This window comes from Roseobacter sp. EG26 (assembly GCF_049830555.1).
In the GTDB taxonomy this organism is placed as follows: Bacteria; Pseudomonadota; Alphaproteobacteria; order Rhodobacterales; family Rhodobacteraceae; genus Roseobacter.
Window position 1 is genome coordinate 122853 of record NZ_JBNBLH010000004.1, and the last position, 18281, is coordinate 141133.

17 protein-coding genes are annotated in these 18281 nt (G+C 59.0%); 5 read left to right on the forward strand and 12 right to left on the reverse strand.

Features of this window, described 5'->3' with window-relative positions:
* Positions 1-8: 8 nt before the first annotated feature.
* Positions 9-1049, forward strand: a complete 1041-nt coding sequence (locus tag ACOTTU_RS10690; protein WP_425657913.1) for a hypothetical protein — start codon at positions 9-11, stop codon at positions 1047-1049.
* Positions 1050-1437: 388 nt separating this feature from the next.
* Here ACOTTU_RS10690 and glp read toward each other — a convergent pair whose 3' ends face one another.
* The 4 genes from glp to ACOTTU_RS10710 are packed head-to-tail and all read right to left on the reverse strand — an operon-like array spanning position 1438 to position 5490.
* A complete protein-coding gene (gene glp, locus ACOTTU_RS10695) occupies positions 1438-3513 on the reverse strand; it encodes a gephyrin-like molybdotransferase Glp (RefSeq protein ID WP_425657915.1) in 2076 nt (691 codons plus the stop codon).
* The gene (gene mobB, locus ACOTTU_RS10700) at positions 3510-4001 is read right to left on the reverse strand and encodes a molybdopterin-guanine dinucleotide biosynthesis protein B (RefSeq protein WP_425657917.1); all 492 of its coding nucleotides are present in this window, start codon (positions 3999-4001) and stop codon (positions 3510-3512) included. The genes glp and mobB overlap by 4 nt, the downstream gene beginning before the upstream one ends.
* Positions 3998-4606, reverse strand: a complete 609-nt coding sequence (gene mobA, locus ACOTTU_RS10705) for a molybdenum cofactor guanylyltransferase MobA (protein WP_425657919.1) — start codon at positions 4604-4606, stop codon at positions 3998-4000. Before mobA ends, mobB begins: the two co-directional genes overlap by 4 nt.
* Positions 4606-5490, reverse strand: a complete 885-nt coding sequence (locus ACOTTU_RS10710; RefSeq protein WP_425657920.1) for a formate dehydrogenase accessory sulfurtransferase FdhD — start codon at positions 5488-5490, stop codon at positions 4606-4608. Before ACOTTU_RS10710 ends, mobA begins: the two co-directional genes overlap by 1 nt.
* Positions 5491-5538: 48 nt before the next feature.
* Here ACOTTU_RS10710 and ACOTTU_RS10715 point away from each other — a divergent pair, with 48 nt between their 5' ends.
* Both ACOTTU_RS10715 and ACOTTU_RS10720 read left to right on the forward strand, forming a co-directional pair.
* Positions 5539-6273 carry an AzlC family ABC transporter permease gene (locus ACOTTU_RS10715; protein WP_425657922.1) on the forward strand — a complete coding sequence of 245 codons (735 nt, stop codon included), beginning with the start codon at positions 5539-5541 and terminating at the stop codon, positions 6271-6273.
* Positions 6266-6592: an AzlD domain-containing protein gene (locus ACOTTU_RS10720; protein WP_425657924.1), complete on the forward strand. Its 327-nt coding sequence runs from the start codon at positions 6266-6268 to the stop codon at positions 6590-6592. Before ACOTTU_RS10715 ends, ACOTTU_RS10720 begins: the two co-directional genes overlap by 8 nt.
* A 10-nt stretch (positions 6593-6602) precedes the next feature.
* Here the strand turns inward: ACOTTU_RS10720 and ACOTTU_RS10725 are convergent, their stop codons facing one another.
* From ACOTTU_RS10725 to ACOTTU_RS10745, 5 genes are all read right to left on the reverse strand, one after another.
* Complete coding sequence (locus ACOTTU_RS10725) at positions 6603-7199, reverse strand: hypothetical protein (protein ID WP_425657926.1); 597 nt, start codon at positions 7197-7199, stop codon at positions 6603-6605.
* Between the two features lie 26 nt (positions 7200-7225).
* Entirely contained in the window at positions 7226-7420 is a 195-nt protein-coding gene (locus ACOTTU_RS10730; RefSeq protein WP_425657927.1) for an aa3-type cytochrome c oxidase subunit IV, read from the reverse strand.
* A gap of 92 nt (positions 7421-7512) precedes the next feature.
* On the reverse strand, positions 7513-7974 hold the full coding sequence (locus ACOTTU_RS10735; RefSeq protein ID WP_298920591.1) for a DUF6173 family protein: 462 nt from the start codon (positions 7972-7974) through the stop codon (positions 7513-7515).
* Between the two features lie 3 nt (positions 7975-7977).
* Positions 7978-9024 (reverse strand): MBL fold metallo-hydrolase, encoded by a 1047-nt coding sequence (locus ACOTTU_RS10740; protein WP_425657929.1) that lies wholly within the window; start codon positions 9022-9024, stop codon positions 7978-7980.
* Positions 9024-10739 carry an acyl-CoA dehydrogenase gene (locus ACOTTU_RS10745; protein ID WP_425658352.1) on the reverse strand — a complete coding sequence of 572 codons (1716 nt, stop codon included), beginning with the start codon at positions 10737-10739 and terminating at the stop codon, positions 9024-9026. Before ACOTTU_RS10745 ends, ACOTTU_RS10740 begins: the two co-directional genes overlap by 1 nt.
* 131 nt (positions 10740-10870) lie before the next feature.
* On the opposite strand from ACOTTU_RS10745, the gene ACOTTU_RS10750 reads away from it, so the two are divergent.
* Entirely contained in the window at positions 10871-11818 is a 948-nt protein-coding gene (locus tag ACOTTU_RS10750; protein WP_425657931.1) for an L-threonylcarbamoyladenylate synthase, read from the forward strand.
* A gap of 34 nt (positions 11819-11852) precedes the next feature.
* Here ACOTTU_RS10750 and ACOTTU_RS10755 read toward each other — a convergent pair whose 3' ends face one another.
* Positions 11853-12437, reverse strand: coding sequence for a YqgE/AlgH family protein (locus tag ACOTTU_RS10755; protein WP_425658354.1), 585 nt, complete (start codon positions 12435-12437; stop codon positions 11853-11855).
* Between the two features lie 118 nt (positions 12438-12555).
* On the opposite strand from ACOTTU_RS10755, the gene ACOTTU_RS10760 reads away from it, so the two are divergent.
* On the forward strand, positions 12556-13362 hold the full coding sequence (locus ACOTTU_RS10760) for a protein-disulfide reductase DsbD domain-containing protein (RefSeq protein WP_425657932.1): 807 nt from the start codon (positions 12556-12558) through the stop codon (positions 13360-13362).
* On the opposite strand, the gene ACOTTU_RS10765 is transcribed toward ACOTTU_RS10760, so the two are convergent.
* Entirely contained in the window at positions 13359-16760 is a 3402-nt protein-coding gene (locus ACOTTU_RS10765; RefSeq protein WP_425657934.1) for an efflux RND transporter permease subunit, read from the reverse strand. The two genes, ACOTTU_RS10760 and ACOTTU_RS10765, sit on opposite strands and share 4 nt — an antisense overlap.
* Positions 16761-16763: 3 nt before the next feature.
* Positions 16764-18221 (reverse strand): efflux RND transporter periplasmic adaptor subunit, encoded by a 1458-nt coding sequence (locus tag ACOTTU_RS10770; protein ID WP_425657936.1) that lies wholly within the window; start codon positions 18219-18221, stop codon positions 16764-16766.
* Between the last annotated feature and the right edge of the window lie 60 nt (positions 18222-18281).

An 18281-nucleotide genomic window follows, 5' to 3' on the forward strand; every position in this document is an offset into this window, starting at 1 on the left:
CATGAGACATGACTGACACAGCTGAAACCACCGAGACGACCGAAGCGCGCGCGCGCCCGACACCGCTGGGGATTTATGACCGCCCCAAAACGGAAGGGGTCACTGTCATTGAAATGGCGGCAACAGCGCTCTCCTGCATCTGGTTGCTGGGCGCAGTGATCTTTTTCGTGGTTCTGCCGAATGATCTGAGTGAAAATCTGGACGGCGTGCGGTTTTTGATGACGATGCTGACGGTGTTCATGCCGGTTGGCATGATCTGGGTTGCCGCGACAGCGGCGCGGTCCAATCGCGTGATGCGAGAAGAAAGCCAGCGATTGCAGGCCTCCATAGATGCCATTCGCCAGACCTATATTGCGCAAAGCCAAAGCGGTGTGGTCGGGCCGGAGCCCGCTTCGGTCGCACGAAAACTCGACGAGATTGCCGCGGCGACGCGGAAGACCGAAACCACCGTTGCGACATTCGCGTCGCGACGGGAGGCGGATCGCCCCGCAACGCCACCTGTGCAAACAAAACCTGTTCCGCAGCCGGATGATCAGCCAGCACTTGCCTTGGGCACCTCCGCTGAAGATATGGCGCCCCCCCTTGCCGTTGAAGATTTTGTCCGGGCGCTGAACTTTCCGGAAACCGCAGAGGACGAAGCCGGGTTTTCAGCCCTCAGGCGGGCGCTCAAAGATCGATCCGCCGCGCAACTGGTTCAAGCCTCTCAGGACGTACTGACGCTGCTCAGCCAGGATGGCATCTACATGGATGACCTGCGACCGGATCGCGCACGTCCCGAGGTTTGGCGGCAGTTTGGACAGGGCGCACGCGGACGCCCCATTGCAGCGCTCGGCGGGGTGCGGGACCGATCTTCTCTTGCCCTGACGGCCGGGCGTATGAAGCAGGATCCGATATTTCGCGATGCAGCCCATCATTTTCTACGGCGGTTTGACAGAACCTTTGCCGATTTCGAAAGGACGGCAACGGACAGCGAAATCTCAGCCCTGGCTGAGACTCGAACTGCGCGAGCATTCATGTTGCTGGGTCGCGTTGCAGGAACCTTTGACTAGCATCGGAACCCAGCTCGCAAGGTTGGATAATCTTCGTCATTTTTGGGCGATGCGCTATTTGCAAATCAAGTTGCAGCTCTTTGCAAAATTAGAAACTGATATCTTTCAGCCAGTTACGCCAAGCAAATCGACGCGCCCGAATGATCGCCAATGCCAGCGAAGCTCATTCAAGCGTCTTGCCTGTGGCGACCAAACATCAAATCGGGTCCGTTGCTCACCACCATGTTCTCATCACTGAAGCACTCCTGAACTAACCCGTGTCGCGCGATGAGATCAAATACATAAAACCAAGGAACGGTCATCCAAATCGAAGCGCGCCATCAACCACAAAAGGCTGCAGTTTCCTGGGTTCGCTACGATCTCTGAGTTTTGTTTGGCCCGAGAAAACTCATCTTAGCCCAAAGCTGCTGAACGGAATGTAGCGCACCATGCTGCCAGGTTTGATTTCGGCCGCTTCCGGTGGCAATTCAACCAATCCATCTGCCCAACTCAACCCGGAAATGCGGCCCGACCCTTCGGAGGCGAAAATCTCAACACGGCCATCCCGCATTCGGGCTCGCAAAAATTCGCTACGCCCGGCTTTTTTGTGTTTGGTGAATGCGGCAGGCACGTCAAATCCCTGAGGTTCCAGCCAGTTTTGCCCTGCCAGACGGGCCATAGCCGGGCGCGCAAAGATGAGCGCGCAGACCATCGCGGCCACGGGATTACCCGGCAACCCGAAGACCGGCGCACCGGACCACATTCCCAACGCGAGCGGTCTACCGGGTTTGACGGCAATCCGCCAAAGGCTCATTGCTCCCGCCTCTGTCAAGAGAGCTGAGACGTGGTCTTCATCGCCTGCCGAAGCGCCACCGCTGGTAAGGATCAGATCAGCTTGCTCGGCGGCTTCGTTCAAACGGTTGCGCAGTCTCTCCCGATCATCGGGCACACGCCCAATATCCACAGGAAGGTGGCCCATCTGCCGCACCATCTCCAGCAGCATCGGGCGGTTTGCATCGTATATCTGGCCCGGTCCGGCAAAATCGCCCGCCTCCACCAGTTCTTCGCCTGTCGACAGGACAGCGACGCGCAAAGGTTCATATGCGCTGACACGCTTTACACCTACAGCCGCCAGCAGCGCGGCTTCTGCGGGCCCCACACGTGTCCCCTTGGAGAGAGCGCATGCGCCCTGTTCCACATCTTCCCCCGCCTGTCGGGTGTTCGCGCCCAGCCTGACAGGCCCGCGGAACGCGATCTGACCGCCATTTACGGTCACGTCCTCCTGCAAGACCACCGTATCGACACCCGAGGGCAATGCAGCACCGGTCAGCACCCGTATGGCAGTCCCTTCCGGCAAATTGACGGGCATATCACCCGCAGCCGCTCTGGCTTCTGCGAGCGGCAGATGATGCACACCAGCATCGCGACCGCCTGCAAAGCCGTAACCATCTACAGCGGTATTTGGCAGTGGCGGGTTCGCCCGTTCAGCAAGGACATTTTCAGTCAAAACATACCCCGCAGCATCAGTGACCGGAACCTTCACTATCTTGGTCACAGGTGAAAGACGCTGTTCCAGCATCGCCAGCGCATCTTTGACGGGCGTCCAGTTCACGCCCGGCGGCAACGCAAAGCAATCATTGGTCAATCGCGGCGGGCGCGACGCTGCCTGACGTAGCAAATCTTCGTGGCCAAGTCCGAAAATCCACCCTTCTTCTGGCGCCGAAACATCCAGGACATCGCCAAGCTCAGTGGGATCGAGCGCGGATACCATGCGCGCCACTTCGCGCACTTGCCACGCGTCCTTGATCATCCCTTCAGAGGCATCATCAAGCGTCAGGGACGGCCAGATTTCAACCAGCGCCACAGGCTTGTTCAACGGCTCAAAGGGCCACGCGGCGGCATCAAACTTGCGCCGCAAACGGGCCAGAACCGGCAGGCCCATCAATACCTGTGAGCCAACCGCACCGGTCCCGCCCAACTGCCAGCATGTAAACGCCCCCCTGGCCTGTTCTTCAGCCGCGCGTTTGCCCCGAAACCGGTTCTGGTAGCCCTGCTTCCCGCGTGGCAAATAATCGATTTCGCGTTTGAGCCCATTAAACCAGAACGGCCCATGACCACCAAACTGACGGTTGATTTCGCCGGCAAGATCGAAGCGGTTGTTTGCTTGAGGCGTGTCCTCGATACGTTGTTCCAGCCATTCCCAAAGGGCAAACGGATCATCCTTGCCCGTGAGCGCGCGAGCAAATCCTTTCGGATACCCGAAAGGAAAATCAAACCCGGCCAGCACCCGCCGCCCGGCAGCAAGTTCAGCAGCAAGCAAGTCTTCCAGCCAATCTTCGGCAAGCTTTCGGTTGCGAAGATAGATAGGGGCCTCGGTACGCCCATCCCGCGCGACACAGGCCCAGATCGCATCTTTCCGGGGAGATTTTCCAGTGTCATTGCCGCCAGACCAATCAACCATGACGATTGTATCAAAAAACGTCACAGGTCCACCTCGGCCAGAATGAAATCCGCGATTGTGCTTGTGTCGTTCAGGTCAAAAACCGGTCGATCCATGCTGATCTTGGTGTCACTGGCGATAGCGCGGATCGTTGGATCCTCTGGCGCAATCAACGGGTTACCGGTTTCTGAACGGTGCGCTTCGATCTTGCTATGCGCGTCGCGCTTATATCCTTCGATGAGCACCAGATCGACCGGACTGAGTTTATCTAGCAGTTCATCGAGCGTTGGCTCTGGCGCACCGCGCAACTCGTGCATCAATGCAAAGCGGTTTCGCGATGCCAAAAGCACCTCGGAAGCACCTGCCTGCCGATGGCGGTAACTGTCCTTCCCAGGATGATCGACGTCAAAAACGTGATGCGCGTGTTTCACCGTCGACACGGATATTCCGCGGCTGCAAATCTCACTGACCAAACGCTCCATCAACCCGGTTTTGCCCGCATTCTTCCACCCGACAATGCCATAGATTTTCATAGCAACGCCTCAGCTTGCGCCAGATCATCCGGTGTGTTGACGTTGAAGAACGGATCAACTGAAGCCACCGGGAACAGGGCTTCGCGGCCATTGTGCGCATCCGTCCACAACACCACCTTGCGCAAGCCGTCTTGCAAAGCTGCGCGCAGATCATCACGCAGAGCCACGGGCCAAAGACCAAAAGTCGGATGCCGAACGCGTCCGCGCGCCGCATCCGGCGTGGCGGAAAGAACAAGAGGCTGCGTCATTCCCTCGGCCGTCAATAGCAGTTGCGGGACAAGATCGGCCGGAAAAAACGGCGTGTCCGCTGCCGCCGTCACAATTGTATCCGCACCTTGCGCCGCCGCCCAATCGAGCCCGGCAAGCACACCCGCAAGAGGACCGGCGTAATCTTCAATACTATCCGGCAAGACGGGTAGCTGAAAACGGGCAAACCGCGCCGGGTCCCCATTTGCATTGAGCGCCAGCCCGGCCACTTGCGGCGACAGCCGTTCGATGACGTGGTCAAGCAGGCAGTGCTTGCCGAGACGCAACAGCCCCTTGTCTCCGCCGCCCATACGCGTGGCCTGCCCACCGGCCAAAATCACTCCAAGCGGCTGCTTCATCACGCCCCCTTGCGCCCGGCGCGGCGAGGTTCTTCCGCAATTTCGCGAGGGTTTGCATCGCGTGTCAGGCGATCTTCTCCCGAAAGACACATGAAGCGCTGACCCTTCATGCGACCGATCAGCGTCAGGCCAACCTCCTTGGCAATTTCCACCCCCCAGGCCGTGAAGCCGGAGCGTGACGCCAGCACCGGAATGCCCATCATCGCCGTTTTGATCACCATCTCGGAGGTCAGACGCCCGGTGGTGTAAAGGATCTTGTCTGCGGCAGCGACATTTTCCGCCAGCATCCATCCGGCGATCTTGTCGACCGCATTGTGTCGCCCGACATCTTCCATATAAACCAAAGGCTTATCCTGATGGCAGAGCACAGTACCATGAATGGCACCCGCTTCCAGGTAGAGCGATGGTGTCCGGTTGATCCGCGCACTCAATGCATAAAGCCAGGACGTACGCACAGGCGTCGCAGGCAGCCGAACGCCCTCCAGTCCGGCCATCATATCACCAAAAACAGTGCCAACCGCACAACCGCTCGTGCGGGTTTTCTTGCGCATTTTCTCTTCGTAATCCGTCTGGCGCGCGGTGCGCACGACCACGGTTTCCAGCTCTTCATCATAGTCGACGCCGGTGATCTCATCCCCGGCCTGCAACATGCCCTGATTGCGCAGAAAACCAAGCGCGAGGTAATCAGGATAGTCCCCAATGGTCATGGCCGTGACGATCTCCTGACCATTGAGGAAGATGGTCAACGGGCGTTCTTCGACGACATTTGTAGTGACGCGCCGACCTTCGTGATCCGTGCCCTCCACGCAACGGGTCAGCCGCGCCGCCGAAGGATCGGGAGCGATGATATAGTCGCCGGTATCGTCGAGCCTGGCCAATTGCATCCCCCTCGAAGCTAAGCTACCTCTTGGCGGTAACTTTAGAAGCATCTCATGTCCTCCACCACACCGAAAACACGCACAAGGGCGTCAGCCTTTTGGAAAGGGGTAGCCGACGGCACCCCATTTTTGCTCGTTGTCGGGCCTTTTGCGATGCTGTTTGGCGTGCTGGCGACGGAAGCTGGCCTCAACATTCTGGAAACGCTTGCCTTTTCTGCGGTCGTCTTCGCTGGTGCGGCGCAGTTTACCGCGTTGCAACTGATGCAGGAAAACGCCCCGACACTGATTGTCCTGGCCTCTGCACTCGCGGTAAATTTACGGGTTGCGATGTATTCGGCATCGCTCACGCCCTGGATTGGCGCGGCCCCTCTCTGGCAGCGGGCCATTGCGGCGTATTTCACGGTCGACCAATCCTACGCCTGTTCCGTTGCACAATTTGAAAAAGAACCGCAAATGACCGTGCCTCAGCGGATGGCTTATTTTTTCGGTGTGCTGACCCCGATCGTGCCGACATGGTACATCAGTACATTCATCGGCGCAGCAATTGGCACGCAGGTGCCCGAAAGCTGGGCGCTCGATTTTGCACTGCCCATAACCTTTTTGGCGATGGTCGCGCCCATGCTGCGCACCGCAGCCCACGTCATCGCCGCCTGTGTCGCAATCGTCGTCAGCTTGCTGGCCGCGGGCGTACCCTATTCGCTGGGACTGATTATTGCGGGTGCCTTGGGAATGATCGCTGGTGCGCAGGCAGAAGCCATCATAGAGCGTCGAAAGGCAGAAAATGACTGAGCTGAATACCCTCTGGACCGTCATCATTTGCCTCGGCCTTGGCAGTTACTTTCTACGTTTTGCATTCCTCGGGATCGTCGGGGACCGCCCGATGTCCAAATGGTTGCTGCGGCACTTGCGATATACTGCCGTGGCCATGTTGCCGGCGATGGTTTCGCCGCTTGTTGTCTGGCCTGCCGCAACGGGAGGGCAACCCGACCTGCCCCGCATGTTGGCGGCCTCCGCGACGCTGCTTGTAGGTCTTGCAACCAAGAACGTGCTTGCCGCAATCATATCCGGAGCAGCGACGTTATTCGGCGCGCTCTATCTCTTAGGTTAGGGGTTTGCGATCAGCTTTGTGCAGCTTCGATCCCGTCGCGTACGTCGCCCTCGTCATTCTCATAGTATTTGTCGGTTTTCACATCCGGACGTTGTGCAATCTGCTCCATGAGATTGATCGGGAAGAACGTCACCGAAATATTTTCAAAGCCAGGGATTTCTTTCAAAATCGCCGAGGTTGCATTGGCGCAAAACGCGCCGGGGACAGCACCCTTGGATTGTACCAGTTGCAGCGCTCGTTCGGCCTGCGCGGGCGTCACTATGATTTCCTGGGACACAACATGATAGGTGCTGCGCGCATGCGCGCTCTTGTAGCCCTGTACCCAGGCCGGTGACATCCCGTAGAGCACGTCGCCGCGTTCCGCCACGTCAGCGTGCAAGAACGATCCCGCAGGGTCATAGATCACCTGTTGGGACCCGCTCACCATCAGGGACGTATGGCCACCGCTGCCGGTCGTATTGTTCACCATTGTGAAAATCGTAAGCTTCGGCGGCCCCTCGGGAACGTAAACCTTGGCGGCGATTTCTTCCGGCGATGCTTCGAAAACGGACGATACCGCACATCCCGTCAGCAATGACGCTGCGGCCAGGATCATCAGTAAGCGCATTATTTATCCCCGCGGGCCAGTTCAGCTCAGGTGATGAAAATCGCCATGCCAACCAAAAGAAGAATGATAATGATCACGCTTTTGGTGGTGAAACGCATAAAACCATCAAAGGTTTTTTCCTGAGTGGTGATCTCCATGTCACCGTGCTTGTGATCTGCCATTTCCGCAGCCCTTCTAAAGATGTTTCGACCAGCCCTAATAGATTCTTCCAGCCATGTCACCCGCTTGGCCAACGGATGCGGCGAAATGCGTATGATTCTGTTAGAGGGTCATGCCCCAGAGCTCTGCAGTCGCGAAACCGGTTGCCCCACAGCTATGCATTATCTTCAATGTCCTGAGCCAGCCGGAAACCGATCCGGCGCGCTTCGACGGTTTCAGAAGGCTTGGGCAAAGCGCGCAGCATCACATTGAGCTGGCTCACATGCTGAATGAGCTGCGTTTTGCCACCCGCGCCATCGCTGCCGTAAAACGTCACGATATCGGGATCGAAGTATCCCATCCCTTCGATCCGCAGGACACCTGCATCCCCACCGGTGAAACCCATGGCCACCTCATGCGCGTTATCCAACTGCTCTTCAAAATTTTTCAGATAGATGATGATGCGTTCATATGCCCATTGCGCCGGCGATTTTTGCGCTGTCGGTTTGGAGGCAATTGATTGGGGTAGTTCCGGTGCATCCGGCGCAGGCGTTTCGGGATCACAATGCACTTCGTGACGGCGTGGCAAAGCGTTTGCTTCTGCCAGCTCGGCGGAGGTTTCGATCTTGTCACCCATTGTCTATCCTTTGCGCTGATACTCCCAGGCATCATCAGCGCGGCGTGTCCGGCTGGCAAGACCCGACTGATAGAGGTGGCTCAAATGTGCGACAGCCTCGACAAGCGCCAGGCCATATTCCGCCGTCCCGATCTTGCGTTTGAAGAGCGGCACAAAGCATTCCGCCGCGGTTTTGGGCGTGTCGATGTAGTCAAGCAGGCGCGTCAGGGCCCCATGATGATTGTCAATTAGCTGCCGCATTCGCAGGGGCAGGCCGGTAAAGGGCAGTTTGTGCCCCCCCAAGACCAGATGGTCAGGCCGCGCCAGTGTCGACAGGCGTTCGCAGGCTTCCAGCCAGTCGGCAATCGGGTCGGCCATCGGTTCGGTGGCATAGACGCCGATGTTGGGACTGATGGAGGGCAAAATCTGGTCGCCCGCCAGCACCAGATGATCGTCCCGGCTCCAGAAGGTCGCATGCTCGGGGGCGTGACCGTTGCCGATATGAACATCCCAGCGCCGTCCGCCCATCTCGATCACATCGCCCTGCTCGATGCGGGTGTAGCCCAGCGGCATCGGGGCCACGACATCGGCAAAGTTGAACGGGCGTTCCCTGGCGCGTGTTTCGTAAATATCGGCATCCATGCCGGCGCTGCGGTAAAACGCGAGGCTTTCAGGCGACGGCACATCCTGCACGTCAAGCGTCAGCATGCGGGCGGTCAGCCAGGCGGTGCGGGTCGTGACCAGTTCGGCTCCATGCGCGGTCTGGAACCATCCCGCCAAACCCACGTGATCGGGATGGTGATGAGTGACAACCACGCGCTCAATGGGCTTGCCGTTCAAAGGGCCTGCCATCAGGGTCTGCCAGATCGCCTTGCTTCGTTTGGAAGCAAATCCGGTGTCGATCACGGTCCAACTGTCGCCATCGTCCAGCGCATAGATATTGACGTGATCGAGTTTCATGGGCAGCGGTAAGCGCATCCACAGAACGCCTGGTGCTATTTCGATGGCATCCCCTTCGGCGGGAGGCTCGTCCCAAGGATACCGCAGACCCTCTGGCAATTGATCTTTCATCAGGCGGCCAATTCGTCAGCGCTGAGCGCAAAGAGGTCTTCGGATCCCGCCTGTGCATGGGCCAGAAGCCCCGCGTGTTCCGGCAGCAGGCGCTTGATATAAAACCGTGCCAGTTTTTCACGCGCACCCTCCTGATCCGCCAGGGCCGCCTTGAGGTGCAGATAGCCGCCAAGCACCCGGGCAAACGCCCGCAAATAGGGCACAGCGCCCGAGAAACGGATATTCATATCCGTTTGCGCGTTCAGCCACTCCGTCGCTTCGCGCAGGCTTTCGGAGGCCTGCCAGACCGGTTCGGCAAGGTCGGGCAACGTGCCGCGTGCCGCTTCGGCAAGCGCCTCAACCTCATCGAGCAACCGGGCCGCAGCCTCGCCACCGTCCATCATCTTGCGCGCCACCAGATCCATCGCCTGAATGCCGTTTGTGCCTTCGTAGATCGCTGTGACACGCACGTCGCGGCTGAACTGCGCCGCACCTGTTTCCTCGATGAACCCCATGCCGCCATGCACCTGCACGCCCATCTCTGCGATGGCCATGCCCGTATCGGTGCCGAACGCCTTTGAAATCGGTGTCAGCAAAGCGGCACGGGCGCGCCAGTCATCGCTGCCCGTTGCACGCGCCATATCAATGGCCATTGCACAACTCAGGGCGATGGCACGAGCCGCGAATATATCTGCTTTCATGGTCATCAGCATGCGGCGCACATCGGCGTGATCCGAGATCGTACCGGTACCATCGGCCAGCGCTGTTCTGCCCTGTTTGCGCTCAAGCGCGTATTGCACCGCGTGCTGACAGGCGGCTTCGGCCACGCCAATCCCCTGCCCGCCCACACCAAGGCGCGCATTGTTCATCATGGTGAACATGGCCGCCATGCCGCCCTGTTCCGGCCCGACCAGCCAGCCGGTTGCGTCATCATATTGCATGACGGCAGTGGGCGAGCCATGCAGGCCCATCTTGTGCTCAAGGCTGACAACTTTCACGCCATTTGCCGCGCCAAGCGAGCCATCCTCATTGGGGATGAATTTGGGCACCAGAAACAGGCTGATGCCTTTCGTGCCGGCGGGCGCATCCGGCAGGCGTGCCAGCACCAGATGGCAGACATTTTCCGCCAGATCATGATCTCCCCAACTGATATAGATCTTCTGGCCCGTGACCGCATAGGTGCCATCGCCGTTGTCGACTGCCTTGCTGGACAAAGCCCCCACATCCGATCCCGCCTGCGGTTCTGTCAGGTTCATGGTGCCCGTCCAGTCGCCGGAAATCAGTTTCGGCAGATAAAGCGCCTTGATGGCGTCACTTGCGTGATGCTCCAGCGCCTCAATCTGGCCCTGGCTCATCAACGGTGCCAGTTGCAACGACAGGCACGCACCGCTCATCATCTCGTTGACCGCCGAAGTCAGGGTCATCGGTAGACCCATCCCGCCATACTCGGGATCGGCTGACATCCCGATCCAACCGCCCTCCGCGATGGCTGTCCATCCGGTCTCATACCCCGGTGATGTCCGCACAATACCATTCTCAAGCCGCGCAGGGTGCAGATCACCGGGGCGTTGCAAGGGAGCCATCACCTCATCGCAGAGCTTTCCGGCTTCTGTCAGGATCGCGCGCGTCACATCATCCGTTGCATCCTGGAACTGCTGTGTCTCACGCAGCCGGGCAAAATCAACAACATGATCAAACAGAAAGGTGAAATCATCCACTGGCGCATGAAAGGGCATCAAATCGTCTCCGTCCGGGTCATCGGCCACCTTGGCAATAATGGCCACAGCCTATAAAGGTCTAGCGTTTTATACATGAGCCGCATCGCCGCGTCCGGCAATCGAAACGCGGCGTCACGGAGTGTGATGAGTTGAAAGCGCCCAAAATCCTGCACCCCGAACCTGCTGGCTTCGCCAAGGCTGCGGACCTCCTTGGAAGTGGGCAACTTGTCGCGTTTCCGACCGAGACAGTCTATGGTCTCGGGGCCGACGCCCGCAATGGACGCGCCGTCGCGGCAATCTACGAGGCCAAAGGGCGTCCAAGCTTCAATCCGCTGATTGTGCATCTTCCCGACGTCGCGGCGGCGCAAGCCTATGTTGCATGGTCAGACACAGCCGACCGGTTGGCGCAGGCCTTTTGGCCGGGGCCGTTGACGTTGGTCCTGCCCTTGCTGCCAGAGCACGGTTTGTCGTCGCTGGTTACTGCAGGGTTGCCCACAGTGGCCCTAAGGGTGCCTGCGCAAAAGTCGGCGCAAGCTTTGCTGCGGGCTTTTGGGGGGCCGGTCGCTGCGCCATCTGCAAACCCATCCGGGCGCATCAGCCCCACAACAGCCGCCCATGTGATGGCGGGATTGGGCGACAAAGTATCGGCAATTCTGGATGATGGTCCCTGCCTCGTGGGTCTGGAAAGTACGATCGTCGGTCTGGCTGAGGCACCTCTCCTGCTGCGCGCAGGTGGGCTGCCCATTGAAATCATCGAAGTGGCTCTTGGCACCGCATTGGCAGAAGCTGAAACGCCACGTGACCCCAAACGCGTCAGGGCACCCGGTCAACTGGCGTCACATTACGCGCCAAACGCCCCATTGCGCATGAACGCAACGGCGAAACGCATCGGGGAAGTCTTTCTCGGTTTCGGCGCGATGGCCTGCGATCTCAATCTCTCTGAAAATGCTGATCTTCACGAAGCAGCCGCGCGCCTTTTTGAGAGTTTGCACCAGCTTGACGCCAAGGGCTTGCCAATTGCGGTCGCGCCAATACCGGATCATGGATTGGGCCGCGCCATCAATGATCGCCTCGCGCGCGCCGCGGCCCCGCGCTAAACCATCGATCACTTTAGCAACGCCACCAAAAGGATCAGGCGTGGCCCGCGGTCGAGGACAGGCCCAAAGGATCAATGCCCAGGCTCTTGACCGTTTCAACCCACTTGTCACTTGCTGAGGTTGAGAACACCAGATTGGCCGACGCATCCGCCGTAAGCCAACCGTTATGGCCAATTTCGTTTTCCAGCTGACCCGGTCCCCATCCCGCGTAACCCAGCATCATGATCGCGCGGCTTGGGCCCTGATCCCGGGCAATCTCTTCCAGAATATCCAAGGTCGCTGTCATCCCGAACCCCCCGGGCACCGAGAGTGTGTGAAGGCTCGATTGGTAGTCGCTTGAATGCAGCACAAACCCGCGCCCGGTCTCGACAGGTCCGCCAAAATGCACTGGCATCGCTGCGGCTTTTTTGGAGGGCTGGATTTCCAACTGGTCCAGAACATCGCTCATGCGGACATCCGCACTGGGCTTGTTCAGAATCAGCCCCATCGCCCCCTTGTCAGAATGCGCGCACAGCATGATCACGGACCGTTCGAAGCGCGAATCCCCCATAGACGGCATTGCCACCAGCAGTTTGCCATTCAAATCAAGGGGACCGGTCTCGGAATGCGCAGACGTCATGGCCTCAGAATGGCGCGGCGCCCTGCCGGGTGCAAGGGAAATGCCTGCCAAAAACGGCGAAACATGGCTGACCGGATCGTGACTTGGCATTTCAACGGCGTTCGCCCATATCGAAGGAATGATACGCTTATCGCTTGCCCTCGCTCTCGTATGTCTCTCTGCGCTGCCCGGTTTGGCCCAGGATCGATTTGACTTACCCGTTTCAGCCGAGTTGTTGCCCGGTTGGGTGCAGGCAGACGGAAGCCGCGTCGCTGCCGTGCGTCTTTCCCTGGAGCCCGGGTGGAAAACCTATTGGCGCACGCCCGGAGACGCAGGGATACCGCCACAATTCAACTGGTCCGGATCCAAGAACATGAAATCCGTCCAAGTCGCATGGCCAACACCGAAAGTCTTTGACCAAAATGGCCTGCGCTCCATAGGCTACGCGGACGAACTCGTCATTCCTTTCACGCTTGAGCCAAAGAAGACGGGCAAGCCAATGCGCGTGAAACTGGTCATGGATATCGGAATTTGCGCCGACATCTGTATTCCCCATACGGTCAGTTTCGACGAGACGTTGCAGCACAGCGGCTCGAAGCCGACACCGGCCATTGCAGCGGCCTTGGCACAACGCCCTTTTTCAGCCAAGGAGGCGGGCGTGGCGGCCGCTACCTGCCGGATGGAGCCCACGACAGACGGGTTGCGCATCGAGGCGCGTGTCACCGTTCCCTCTACCGGCGGCAATGAGGTGGTGATCATCGAACCCGGCAGCGGCGAAATCTGGGTAAGCGAAGCCGAAACCCAACGCACAGGCCGGGAGATCGTCGGTGTCTCGGAAATGATTCATGTCAATGGCGGAACCATTGCATTGGATCGCTCGACCATCAGGCTCACGGTTTTGGGCAACAACCATGCCGTCGATATTCAAGGCTGCACCGCAGGCTAAGCCTGTCGGCGCGCACGTCTGGCGAAAAGAGCCGCAGCTGTGAAGCCATAGGCACCCAGAACAATCACAACGACCCCCGAGAGGAAGAGCAGCAGGGCGGCGAGGAGTGCCGAAAGCTGTGTCACTGCGGGGAAAGCCACCGCAAGGGCCTCGGGCAAGGCGCCATACCAGAGAACCCAGCCAAGCGTTGCCAGGCACCAGCACAGGATCAAGGCCCAGAGGGCTGCAAATCCGATCTTGATACTGGCAACCGGCGCGTTGAGCCCCCGCCGCATCGCATTCATCTGCCGGGCTATGTCATGCTGGGCGGCAACCAGCGCCGGAACCACCAACAAGACCAGAAGCATGCCGAAACCCAACCCGTAGACCAGCGTGATGATCGTGGGCTTGAGGAATTGCGCCTGCCGGCTGCCCTCATAGAGCAACGGTGCCATGCCCAAAACTGTGGTCATCGTTGTGAGCATAACCGGGCGCAGCCTGTCGGAAGTACCCTCAATAATCGAAGGGATCAGCCCACGATCCTGCGCGTATTCGTCGATGGTGGTGATCAGCACAATGGAATCGTTGATGATAATTCCGGTCATGCCCAGCAGGCCCACCACCGTGAACATGCTCAAGGGGACATCCCACAACACATGCCCATAGATCGTCCCGACAAGCCCGAAGGGGATGATCGCCATGACAACCATTGGGCGGGTCCAACTGCCAAAAACCCAGGCCAATACGAGATATATGCCCGAAAGGCACAATATGAGCCCCGTCATCGCTTCATTCAGAAAGGTGTCTTCCTGCTCTGCCAACCCGGCAAGCTGCCATTCGATCTGCCGCTCACTGGCGATGCGTGGCAGGATTTGCTGCTCCAGTGCCTGTTGGATCTCAGCGGCGCGTGCGGGATTGTCCTCGGAGATGTCTCCGGTAACCGAAATCGTCCTGATCCCGTTCTCGCGCCGCACCGTGCTGAAACCGATCCGTCGTTGCACGCTCACGATATCAGCCAGCGGTACATATTCGCCTGCCGGTGTGCGTAATTGTGTCCGGTCAAGGAAGTCGGCCGTTAATTCGCCTGCGGGAAGTTCAACATCTATGGTCGCGCTGCGCGGCCCGTCCGGATAGGTCGCGGCTTCGATCCCGCCGAGCCTGTTGCGCAAGACACGTCCCAGGTCATCAATCGTAAAGCCAAGCGCCTGGCCCTGTGCGGTGAGGTCAAGGATCAGTTCTTCCTTATCATAGGACAGGTTGTCCTGCAGCGCTGAGACTTCCGAGTATTGGCGTAGCTCGTTTTGCAGATCAAGGCTTGCGGCTTTCAAAGTGTCCGTGTCGCCGCCTGAAAGCCGAACACTCAAGGCATCGCCGCCGGGGCCGGAACGCCACCCGCGGAACGAGACAACTTCGGTCAGGGGATGGTTCACCACCCGCTCTTGCAAATCACCGACAAAGGCAAAGCTTGAATAAGGTCTGAGATCCGCATCAATCAGCTGAATGGAAATCGCACCAAGAAGGTCTTTGTCCTTGATGTCCATGCCGTCCAGACCGCGCCCCGTGGTGCCACCCACCTCCGACAGAACATGCTCCACCGGGTTGAGACCGTAGCGCGCCTCGTATTCTGCGGCCACTTCGGCGGTGGCACGTTGCAATTCACGTGTCATTTCCAGCGTATCTTGCCGTGTTGAGCCATCCACCATGGCAAAGTTGCCCGTCACAGAAGACCGTTCAGGCGCATTGAAAAACCGCCATTGCACGTCGCCCCGGATGAAGATGGCAACCTGACTGGCCAGTATCGCGACGACACCGGCCAGAACCACATAGCGCGCCCGGATCACACCAGCCATCAACGGGCGGAACAGGGTTTCACGCGCCCATCTGAACCCGCGATTGACCTGCCTGCTGGGCCAATCGTACCAACGTTCCTTGGCCTGCGCGGCAAGTGCGTGCGCCATATGGTTGGGCAATATCAGAAAACACTCGATCAGCGATGCGACCAGAACGGCAATAACCGTCAGCGGGATGTCTCTGATCAACAATCCAAAACGGCCTCCGATCGCAACCAGTCCAAAAAAGGCAATCACGGTGGTCAAAGTGGCGGCGAATACCGGCATCGCCATCCGCCGCGCGGCATTTTCCGCTGCCTGATACGGCGTTTCATTGAACCGCCGCGCGCGATGGTCCGCGTGTTCACCAACCACGATGGCATCGTCGACCACGATCCCCAATGTGATGATCAGGCCGAAAAGGGAAATCATGTTGAGCGTAATGCCAGCCGCATACATTAAAGAAATCGCAGCCATCATTGCAACCGGGATACCGGCTGCGACCCAGAAAGCCGTCCGGGCATTCAGGAACAAAAACAGCAGGGACACGACCAGACCGAGACCGATCAACCCATTGTCGATCAGGATGTCCAGGCGCCCGGTGATCGCGGCGGCACGCGTGCGAATGAGTTCGATGGTGACCCCATTGGGCAGGGTTGCTTCAAGCTTTTCAGCGACATCCTCGACCTTTGCCTGAATACCCACCGCATCGCCCCTTGCGGATCGATCCACCCTGACAGAAATCGCCGGATTGACGCCGACAAGATAGCTGCGCTCGCGATCACTGCCTTCGCGTGAGACAGTGGCCAGATCGCCGATCCGCAATTTCGCACCATTGGGCTCGGATCGCAGGACAATATCGGCAATCTGGTCGGGCGCGCGTTTTTCGACACCGGTTCTGACGCGGGCGTTTGAGCCCGACACATCGCCGGCGGGGTCTGTATCTGCTTCCGCAGCGATGGCCGCCGCGATTTCCGCCATGCTGATGTTATGCGCGATCAATCGCGCGGACGGCACCTCCACCAATGTACGCGGCGCGGCAACGCCCCGGATTGTCGTTCGTGTGACACCTGCCGCGAACAATCGCACCACCAGTTCATCGGCAAATTGCGCCAACTGTTCCGGCGCCACCGGCCCGCTGATTACAACATCGGTGACACGGTCCCGCCACACGGTACGACGGACCTCCGGCTCATCTGCGTCCTCCGGAAGCTCAGTGACCGCATCCACCGCACTCTGAACATCGTCAGCGGCGCGCGACATGTCCCAATCAGGCTCAAAACTCAGAGTGATCCGAGACCAACCCTCGCGCGCGATGGAGGCTGAGCTTTCCACACCTTCCACGGCCAGCAATGCAGGCTCCAGAAGCTGCACAATTGCCCGGTCGACCTCTTCAGGTCCTGCTGCATCCCAATTCGTCGAAACCGTCACCTTGTCCAGAATGACATCAGGGAAAAACTGCGTCCGCATGTTCGGCAGGGCCGCCAGCCCGGCAATAATGAGCGACACGAAAAGGAGATTGGCGATTGTTCGGTGACGCGTGAAATAGGAAAGGATGCCACTGGCCGCTTGGGGAATTTGCCGTGCCATACGCTATCCCCCCATACGGCTTTCGATGCGGGCAACCATCTTGGCGGGCACTTCTCGCTCGGCGAGTTGCGCAAGGGTCTTTTCCTTGGCATCCTGCGGCATGCGCAGATTGCCCTGCACAAAGGCCACGAGTTTTGCGCGACGCTCTTCGGTCAGCTCGAGCATATCCGGCACGGCTGCTTCACTGCGTCCTTCTCCTCGCAAGGGGCGCACCGCAATGCCCGGCCCCAAAAGCGGCGTCCGGCTGGTTACCACTTCACGGCCCGCCAATCCTTCACCCTGCACCAGAACTTCGTCCCCTTGTCGGCGCAACAAGGCTACATCCAATATTTCGAGGCGATCTTCTCCCGAAATCACCAGGACCTGGTTTTGCGCATCCAGCGCGCTCGCTGGCAGGCGCACCACATCGTCCAGGGTCGGTTCGTGGATATTCAAGGTCACAAAATCGCCCGGACGAAACCCGCGCGCTTCGAAAAGACGCGCAAAAACAAGGCGCCCCGTCTGCCCTTCGCCGGTCGCAGCACTGACACGGCTTACCGTTCCGGTTGCTTCAAGATCAACCCCTGTCACATCCAGTGTCGCCGTGACCTTGGCAGCGACCAGATCGCCATTCGCATCAAGCAGTCGCGCGTATTGTGCGGTCGACAATCGAAAAGCCACTTCCAGATCGTTGGGATCAATCAGATCTGCCAACCGCTCATTTACGGACACCAATCGCCCTTCGACGATTGCGGTCTCGCTCAACGTCCCATCAAAAGGTGCCTCGATAGAAGCATCTTCAAGATTTCGACGTGCTTCATCCAGAGCGATCCGGGACCGTGACAGTCTGGTCGCTGCCTGATCGATACGGGCTTCGGCCAGCGTGACGGCCTGTCTGCGCGCCAACACGGTCGCGCGGGCCGCTGCAGCGGCCAGTTCTGCCTCTTCGACAGCGGCCGATGTACCGACACCGCGTGCTGCCAAGTCAACCTGTCGCCGATATGCCTTTTGTCGCAATGCCACCTGGTCTTCTGCGGCAGCTTCCTCGTCGCGCGCGAGATCGAGCGCACGGGCCGCATCACGGCCTTCAGCCTCTGCATCCGCCAGATCAGCCTTAAGCCGGTCCAGCGCCGATTGCATATCTGCGGGATCAATCCGAACCAGAACCTCCCCCGTGCGCACCGCACCACCATCTTCGAAGTTTCCGGCAAGCTCAACCACACGCCCGCCAACGGCAGCGCGCAGTTCAAGCGTACGACGGGACGCGACTTCTCCGAATGTTTCCAGAATTGGCACGATACTCTGCGCCTCCGCCCGCAGGACGTTCACCGCAAAAACACGCTCGCGCGCTGTCTGCGGCGCGGCATCCGCGTTGAGGCGATCCTGCACGGCGTCCCGGATCATCTGACCAGCAAAAATCAGCAATCCCAACGAGATCGCCGCCAGAAATAGTCCGATCATGCTTTGGCGCAAGAACCGCATTTTGCCGTCGTCCTGTTGGCTTGTTCAATCCCATATATAACCTAGCTGGGCCGAAAAAAA

What these genes read in the sequence shown, in the direction of transcription:
- ACOTTU_RS10740 (WP_425657929.1), bottom strand. Translation starts at nt 9,024, where the DNA reads ATGAAAGATCAATTGCCAGAGGGTCTGCGGTATCCTTGGGACGAGCCT.
- ACOTTU_RS10725 (WP_425657926.1), bottom strand. Translation starts at nt 7,199, where the DNA reads ATGCGCTTACTGATGATCCTGGCCGCAGCGTCATTGCTGACGGGATGT.
- ACOTTU_RS10755 (WP_425658354.1), bottom strand. Translation starts at nt 12,437, where the DNA reads ATGACGTCTGCGCATTCCGAGACCGGTCCCCTTGATTTGAATGGCAAA.
- ACOTTU_RS10715 (WP_425657922.1), top strand. Translation starts at nt 5,539, where the DNA reads ATGTCCTCCACCACACCGAAAACACGCACAAGGGCGTCAGCCTTTTGG.
- ACOTTU_RS10710 (WP_425657920.1), bottom strand. Translation starts at nt 5,490, where the DNA reads ATGCAATTGGCCAGGCTCGACGATACCGGCGACTATATCATCGCTCCC.
- mobB (WP_425657917.1), bottom strand. Translation starts at nt 4,001, where the DNA reads ATGAAAATCTATGGCATTGTCGGGTGGAAGAATGCGGGCAAAACCGGG.
- ACOTTU_RS10690 (WP_425657913.1), top strand. Translation starts at nt 9, where the DNA reads ATGACTGACACAGCTGAAACCACCGAGACGACCGAAGCGCGCGCGCGC.
- ACOTTU_RS10720 (WP_425657924.1), top strand. Translation starts at nt 6,266, where the DNA reads ATGACTGAGCTGAATACCCTCTGGACCGTCATCATTTGCCTCGGCCTT.
- ACOTTU_RS10745 (WP_425658352.1), bottom strand. Translation starts at nt 10,739, where the DNA reads ATGCCCTTTCATGCGCCAGTGGATGATTTCACCTTTCTGTTTGATCAT.
- ACOTTU_RS10760 (WP_425657932.1), top strand. Translation starts at nt 12,556, where the DNA reads ATGATACGCTTATCGCTTGCCCTCGCTCTCGTATGTCTCTCTGCGCTG.
- mobA (WP_425657919.1), bottom strand. Translation starts at nt 4,606, where the DNA reads ATGAAGCAGCCGCTTGGAGTGATTTTGGCCGGTGGGCAGGCCACGCGT.
- ACOTTU_RS10770 (WP_425657936.1), bottom strand. Translation starts at nt 18,221, where the DNA reads ATGCGGTTCTTGCGCCAAAGCATGATCGGACTATTTCTGGCGGCGATC.
- ACOTTU_RS10765 (WP_425657934.1), bottom strand. Translation starts at nt 16,760, where the DNA reads ATGGCACGGCAAATTCCCCAAGCGGCCAGTGGCATCCTTTCCTATTTC.
- ACOTTU_RS10735 (WP_298920591.1), bottom strand. Translation starts at nt 7,974, where the DNA reads ATGGGTGACAAGATCGAAACCTCCGCCGAGCTGGCAGAAGCAAACGCT.